General features: G+C 39.8%; 6 protein-coding genes. 2 read left to right on the top strand and 4 right to left on the bottom strand.

What is annotated here, in order from left to right; translation table 11 throughout:
* Positions 1 to 264: 264 nt before the first annotated feature.
* Positions 265 to 654: a hypothetical protein gene (locus Q0757_RS08210; RefSeq protein WP_298786125.1), complete on the bottom strand. Its 390-nt coding sequence runs from the start codon at positions 652 to 654 to the stop codon at positions 265 to 267.
* Between the two features lie 270 nt (positions 655 to 924).
* Positions 925 to 1,506 (bottom strand): recombinase family protein, encoded by a 582-nt coding sequence (locus Q0757_RS08215; protein WP_298786127.1) that lies wholly within the window; start codon positions 1,504 to 1,506, stop codon positions 925 to 927.
* A gap of 275 nt (positions 1,507 to 1,781) precedes the next feature.
* Here Q0757_RS08215 and Q0757_RS08220 point away from each other — a divergent pair, with 275 nt between their 5' ends.
* Positions 1,782 to 2,090 carry a GNAT family N-acetyltransferase gene (locus tag Q0757_RS08220; protein ID WP_298786129.1) on the top strand — a complete coding sequence of 103 codons (309 nt, stop codon included), beginning with the start codon at positions 1,782 to 1,784 and terminating at the stop codon, positions 2,088 to 2,090.
* 395 nt (positions 2,091 to 2,485) lie between these two features.
* The gene (locus tag Q0757_RS08225; protein WP_298786131.1) at positions 2,486 to 3,208 is read left to right on the top strand and encodes an alpha/beta fold hydrolase; all 723 of its coding nucleotides are present in this window, start codon (positions 2,486 to 2,488) and stop codon (positions 3,206 to 3,208) included.
* Positions 3,209 to 3,252: 44 nt separating this feature from the next.
* Here Q0757_RS08225 and Q0757_RS08230 read toward each other — a convergent pair whose 3' ends face one another.
* Both Q0757_RS08230 and Q0757_RS08235 read right to left on the bottom strand, forming a co-directional pair.
* A complete protein-coding gene (locus Q0757_RS08230) occupies positions 3,253 to 3,771 on the bottom strand; it encodes a hypothetical protein (protein WP_298786133.1) in 519 nt (172 codons plus the stop codon).
* 530 nt (positions 3,772 to 4,301) lie between these two features.
* The gene (locus tag Q0757_RS08235; RefSeq protein ID WP_298786135.1) at positions 4,302 to 5,552 is read right to left on the bottom strand and encodes an MFS transporter; all 1,251 of its coding nucleotides are present in this window, start codon (positions 5,550 to 5,552) and stop codon (positions 4,302 to 4,304) included.
* Positions 5,553 to 6,000 lie beyond the last annotated feature (448 nt).

Below are 6,000 nucleotides of genomic sequence, written 5' to 3' on the forward strand. Positions count from 1 at the left end.
TATGGGTATAATATTCTTGTCGTTTTTCTTAATGATATTTTTAATTCCTTCGCTAATAATAGCTAACCAGAAATAGAATAACTGCGTCAAATGTATGTAAGATCTACTCAGAATAGCACTCAAAGAGATAATTTATTGAAATTACCAAAGGAAAAGTAAACAAGCAAATGAATGCAGAAGAAAGCAAGAGCAAGCAGTTCAAAACTGCTTGCTCTTGCGCTTTCGAAGTCCAGTTACATTGACGACTTTCTAAATATCTATTCTTTATAATTTTGGCTCTGGAATATTAACATTATTACAGAGAGCCTTGATAAGAGTAGTATATTCAACTTCCAAATCACGTTTATCTACTTGAGAACTATTAATAGAACTCTTAAAAACATCACATTTCTCTTTTACTTTTTTATCATCGGAAAATAACCATTCTGTTTTTACAATAAGAGATCGGAACGTAGGTCCGTAATATGGATTTAAATCAATTCCTCGGTAATAATTTTTTACTAGCTGTCGACTATCACCCCATTCAACTATCAAAGAAAGTTTCGATTGTCTTCTGTCCCGCTTTTCTTGGTATTTATTCTTCAGCCAATAACCAATCACAGAACCAATTACTCCTATAAAAACACCAAGAATGACAAACATAATTACTCCCATTTTTTATTCCTCCTCAGTAAAATTCTCTTCTTTAACAAGTTGGTTATTTATTTCTTTGCGCTCTCCCCTAGTAAGCAATCGCTTTTCATCTTCAACATAGTTCCTATGTCCCCAACTATATCACAACGCATATATGTATTCCGTAGGATCTTGTTCTCTATAATAATCAAGTTCACCGTCTTGAAACAACTCATTGCTTTTTGTATAAATCATATAGCTGCTCGTTATATATTATTGTTTTTTATCCTCCCTACCATTACTCCTGTAAGACTACCTGTGTTTCATTTTAGCGTAAATCGTGGACCTGGGCACACCAGTAAGTTTAACGATATCGTTCACGCTCATCTTATTCGTCGCACGGTTTTCGAATAGTTGGAGAGCTTGCTGAACGGCTTTATCCGTTTGGCCCGGTCTTCCCATGTGCTTCCCTTGAGCTTTCGCGCGTTCTCGTCCTTCTGTGGTACGCTCCCGGATCAGGTCGGCCTCAAACTGCGCAAAGCTCCCCAGCACATTAAAAAGGAGCGTCTGCATGCTATTCGTGTCCTCTCCGGCGTGAAATTCCATGTTATCTTTCAGAAATAAGACGGAAATGCCTTCGGCTGCCAGTTCATGCACAATGTTGTTGAGATCGATAATGGAACGCGCCAGGCGGTCAATTTTCGTCACCACCAGGGTGTCACCGGGGCGGGCATACTGAATGGCCTCTCGCAGCTGCTCCCGTTCGATGGTTGTTGTACCTGTCACCTTTTCGGTAAAGATTCGATGGCAGCCAGCCTCTTCCAACTGCTTCTGTTGAGAGCTGAAATCCTGGTGAAAGGTGGATACGCGCGCGTAACCAATCCGTTGCGTCATTTTGTTTCCTCCAAAGTGTCTAAAAGTCTGTTAGATATTGTACACTTCATTATAGACGAACTTGCAGATGGAAAACACCCCGTTTTTGACGATAAAAACGGGGTGTTTAGGGCTGTGTCCAGAAGTTAAAGGTTTTAGACTGATTTACGGCTTCTTCGTTGTTTATAGGAGATAAAGCAATTAAAATAAATTGTAAAGAAATTTCCATATAATTGACATACATAGAATCATGGATCGATCTTCAATGGCAGAAACAATAAAAGGGAGGTTTCGTCATGGATATTCATTGTCGAACGATCACGCCACAAGATTATGCTTCTCTCCCCTTACTTTTTGAAGCATTGGGGTATCCCAGTACTGCCATAGATATTGCCAAACGCATGGGTTATTTGATGGAATTGCCGCAAAATCAGGCTCTTGTAGCTCTCAATGACAAAGAAGAGCTTATTGGCTTTATCGGTTTAGGGTATATGCATTACTTCGAAAGGACAGGCACGTATGGAGCTATTTTAGCCATGGCGATGAGAAATGATAAGCAACGCCAAGGGGTAGGGACGGCGTTAATAGAAGCTGCAGAGGCATGAGCGAAAGGCCTTGGATGCCAAGCCATGGTGTTAAGCAGTGGTAATCGTGAAGAACGTCAGACAGCTCATCAATTCTACCAAAAGCATGGATATCTGCTTCAAGGGTCGGGCTTTGTTAAACAGTTGGTAAACAATATCAACGAATAAAGCATAAAAAGGCTTTAACGGAAGCCAATAAGTTTAAAAATTAAAACATGTTCTCGTTCGCCACTATCCAAGGAATTATTGAATTCATCATTCCCAAGGGTAGGCAGAGAAAAGGGTCGCATGTTCTTTCTTTTGGATATCAATGCCACTAGGCGAGCTATTAGTTTCACGTCATGACGGTTAACTCCATCTTTTATAAGAGGTCCCGTCCGTTTGAGAAAGGCTATAGTGCTAAGGAGGTATCATGAATGCAAGAGTACTGGATACGCCAGGGAGAAACATTATTACACTGCCTCGACAGTCATACAAAGGACCAGAGCAGCACCACTCCCTTATTGATTAGTCCGGGGTTGTCTGAACCAGCCGAAAATTATATGGCGACGATCTACGCCCTATGGCCCCAACGTTGTATCGTTTTTGCTCATCGAGGAAGAGGAAAAAGTAGCGCCCCCACGTCAGGCTATGCGCTGGAAAACCATGTGGACGATATCAAGGCCGTCGTGCATTTTTTTGACCTCCAGAGCTTTTATTTGATGGGGTATTCACGCGGCGTCTCCTATGCGTTAGGCTACGCTCTGAAGGAGACTTCTAAGTTGAAGGGACTTATTTTAGCTGAATATCCCGCTGTTCATAAACAAATGGGGCCAGGATGGGCTGATCAGTATTTACAAACATTTTGGGGAAACGAACGAGGGAGCAACCTCCTAGCTGAACATGTCGTGCGAGGTATCGAGCAAGAGGCTCGGCAGCACTCGTTCGAGCCTATGCTTCATCAGATTTCCTGCCCAACACTTATCTTACGAGGAACTGGAGAAGACTCTCTTCTCTCCAAAGAAGAAGCTACAAGGTATCAAAACGAGATTATGGATACGCAAGTAGTTGTATTTGAGTACACTGGTCATACCTTAAAAGAATCGGAATTTGCTAAATTTATTCGGACTCTTCGTAGATATTTACAGATCGAAGAATAAGCATACTAGCCTTTCGGATTTCTTCTATTTTTCTTCATGAAACGCTATCGATTGTACTCATTTAACCTCTGAACTCCCATGACAAAAAATGAAATTAAAACCCCCAAGATGAGGAATCCCGGATAAATAAGGTGAAAGGGAAAAAGAGAAAACTCGGAATGGAAACTAGCATATATTCTTTCGATCGAGTACCCGGTAAAAAAAATAACCGTACCAAACATAATCCAGCTAAAGAACGTTTTCACTTTACGTAACGATGCTTTTGATGCAGAAACATCCGCGTCAAAAAAGGCAAAGTGATGGGCATATACGCGCAAAAAGGGGTTTAATATCGTAAAAAACCCCGTCCAACCTATCCAGATGAACAGATTCCATTTACTACCGTATTTCATTTCTCCCTCTGGCAAAAAGTTTATGATAACTGTATCCGGTATTCTTTCCCAAACGATCAACGTATAAATGATTAAACTGATCAATAAAACCACGGAAGAAAGATCATGAACAACATATAAAGGGGATTTTATATCTTTTCCTCGATAGGTGGGATGATGATTTAATATCAAAATAATAGACACATCCTTCCCTTGCACAGCGAGTTAGATAAAAACATACAGGAGCTCAAGAAGCTATAAGAGATATTACGCTCACCATTTTTTCTCTTGGACCACCACTTTGCTCATATAAATCTCATGGGTATCAATTCATTTTTGCAGTAAATCTGGTCATTCGTTTGTTTACGTAAAAAACCTAAAACTTGGCTCCGCTTTTTTCTAAAACTTTCACTCTCCCTTCTCTTAGAAACACGAGCGAGGAAATACCAAATAGTAGCATGCAAAGCATATCGATCATCGCTTCATACTCCATAAACATGTCCGTGTTATGATTTAAGCCCAATAAAACTAAAGAGAACGTAAACATCAACAAGCTAACAATCACCGAAAAAATAAATTTACATTTCATCTTTTTACCACCTTCTTATGAATTATATATTATCGACGTTTATAATCATTGTTCTCCAAACATATGTCATTATTATCCTAGTATCCCGCTTTTAAAGGGTTGAAATGATAATTCATGCTAACCATTAAAAATGTTAAGTGCGTTGACCTTGTGTTTGTTGATCGTATTCAATCGGTTCCAGTTGGTCAATGGCATCGAGCCTATATATATCTTTATTAACAAAATACGTAATACTGGTGAAAACAAGAGCGACTGCATTTAATGCCATCACTACTCGCAACGGCATCACGTCGATAATGATTCCTCCTAGTAAGGCACCAATAGGCATCGCGATGGTGATCACGGAATCCACGGTCGTATTCATTCTTCCCAATAAATGAACGGGTGTTAATACTTGAAATAAAGAGGCAAAAATAATGTTGTATGCCCCCATCCAGAAGTTAGCCAAAAAGATAAATACAAACGCCACGTAGGGGACCGTACTAATCGTCATGAAAAACCATAAAAGACCATTTGCGAGCAAACCGTATGTTAATATCTTGCCAGGAGATAATACTTGTTGGATCTTATTAACCATGAGTGCTCCAATCATGCTACCTGCGCCACTGAAGGCTAACAGAAATCCATAGGTAGAGGGAGAACTGGTTAATTCATCCGCAAAAAAAGGCAGGGCTACCGTATTAACAGCGGTAAAAAAGTTGAGAAATGCTAAAGGAAGTAAAATAAATTTGATTTTAGAGTGAGAAACAAATGATATTCCTTCCTTCAACTCCCGGGTATAGCTTTTCATATCGAATGTTTCTAATTCTTCCGTATTCGTTTGGAATTTCAAAAACTTGAGCATCAATAGGGGAATAAGAAAAACCAGCAAATTCGCTTCATAGATGAGCGAAACCGTCCCTACGACTAAGATGATACCTGCAATCCCATCAAACAGGGAATCCGATAACTTGTACACCACTGTAAATATCGAGTTTGCACGAACGAGTTCGTCATTCTCTACGATTTGCGGAAGCATCGTCTCTTCCACTGGGTAAGTGATCGAAGAACAAATAGCTGAAATAAACAATAAAAGCAATAACATCGGAATGGTCATCATGCTGGTGATAAACAACACGATGATGATGAGGTGTACTAAAATTTGCCCTGTAGCAGAAAAAGCTAAAATTCGCTTTGGATTAAATCGGTCGACAAGTGGACCGAAAAAGATCAATAGGGTTTCCGGCAGTGTAAATAAAAACACGGCTAGCCCCGCATAGATGGCAACGTCTGAATTATTGGCCACATACCACATCGTGACAATAAAAAATAAACTATCGCCAATATTCGTGAATAACCCCAGGCCTAAAATGGATTTAAAATTTTTGTTCTGTTTTAAACTCATGCTGCGCCTCCGTATCTATGATGTTCATGGGTGCTTCTGTTTATCGATGAGGGGCTCTTCTAACATTTATGTAAATTAATTCCATTCTCAACGATGTAGAAGGTTTTTGCAATGCCTCCTCATGAACGTTTAGGTTAACCCAAGCGTTCCCGTATCTACATTTAAAAAAGAGGCTGATCCTTAAATGGATAGCCTCTTTTGAGTATTTCTATTAGAGATCTACTAAAAGATGTGCCGATAATCGTCATTATGTTGAGTGAAAAAGTACTAGACAAAGAAAACATAGTTCAATATATACTGAACTTATTTTCTACTTTTTGTCTCAAGATACGAAGACTACGGGACCGTCAATAATTTTGTGTAAACGGCTGTCCTCTTCCAGCCTTGAAGTTAACCCTGCCGTTGAAACATATCTTCCAATTGATGTTGGGCCTGGGCGAAGCCCAGG

Source organism: uncultured Marinococcus sp., assembly GCF_947493875.1.
Classification (GTDB): domain Bacteria; phylum Bacillota; class Bacilli; order Bacillales; family Marinococcaceae; genus Marinococcus.

What these genes read in the sequence shown, in the direction of transcription:
- Q0757_RS08215 (WP_298786127.1), bottom strand. Translation starts at nt 1,506, where the DNA reads ATGACGCAACGGATTGGTTACGCGCGCGTATCCACCTTTCACCAGGAT.
- Q0757_RS08220 (WP_298786129.1), top strand. Translation starts at nt 1,782, where the DNA reads ATGGATATTCATTGTCGAACGATCACGCCACAAGATTATGCTTCTCTC.
- Q0757_RS08210 (WP_298786125.1), bottom strand. Translation starts at nt 654, where the DNA reads ATGGGAGTAATTATGTTTGTCATTCTTGGTGTTTTTATAGGAGTAATT.
- Q0757_RS08235 (WP_298786135.1), bottom strand. Translation starts at nt 5,552, where the DNA reads ATGAGTTTAAAACAGAACAAAAATTTTAAATCCATTTTAGGCCTGGGG.
- Q0757_RS08225 (WP_298786131.1), top strand. Translation starts at nt 2,486, where the DNA reads ATGCAAGAGTACTGGATACGCCAGGGAGAAACATTATTACACTGCCTC.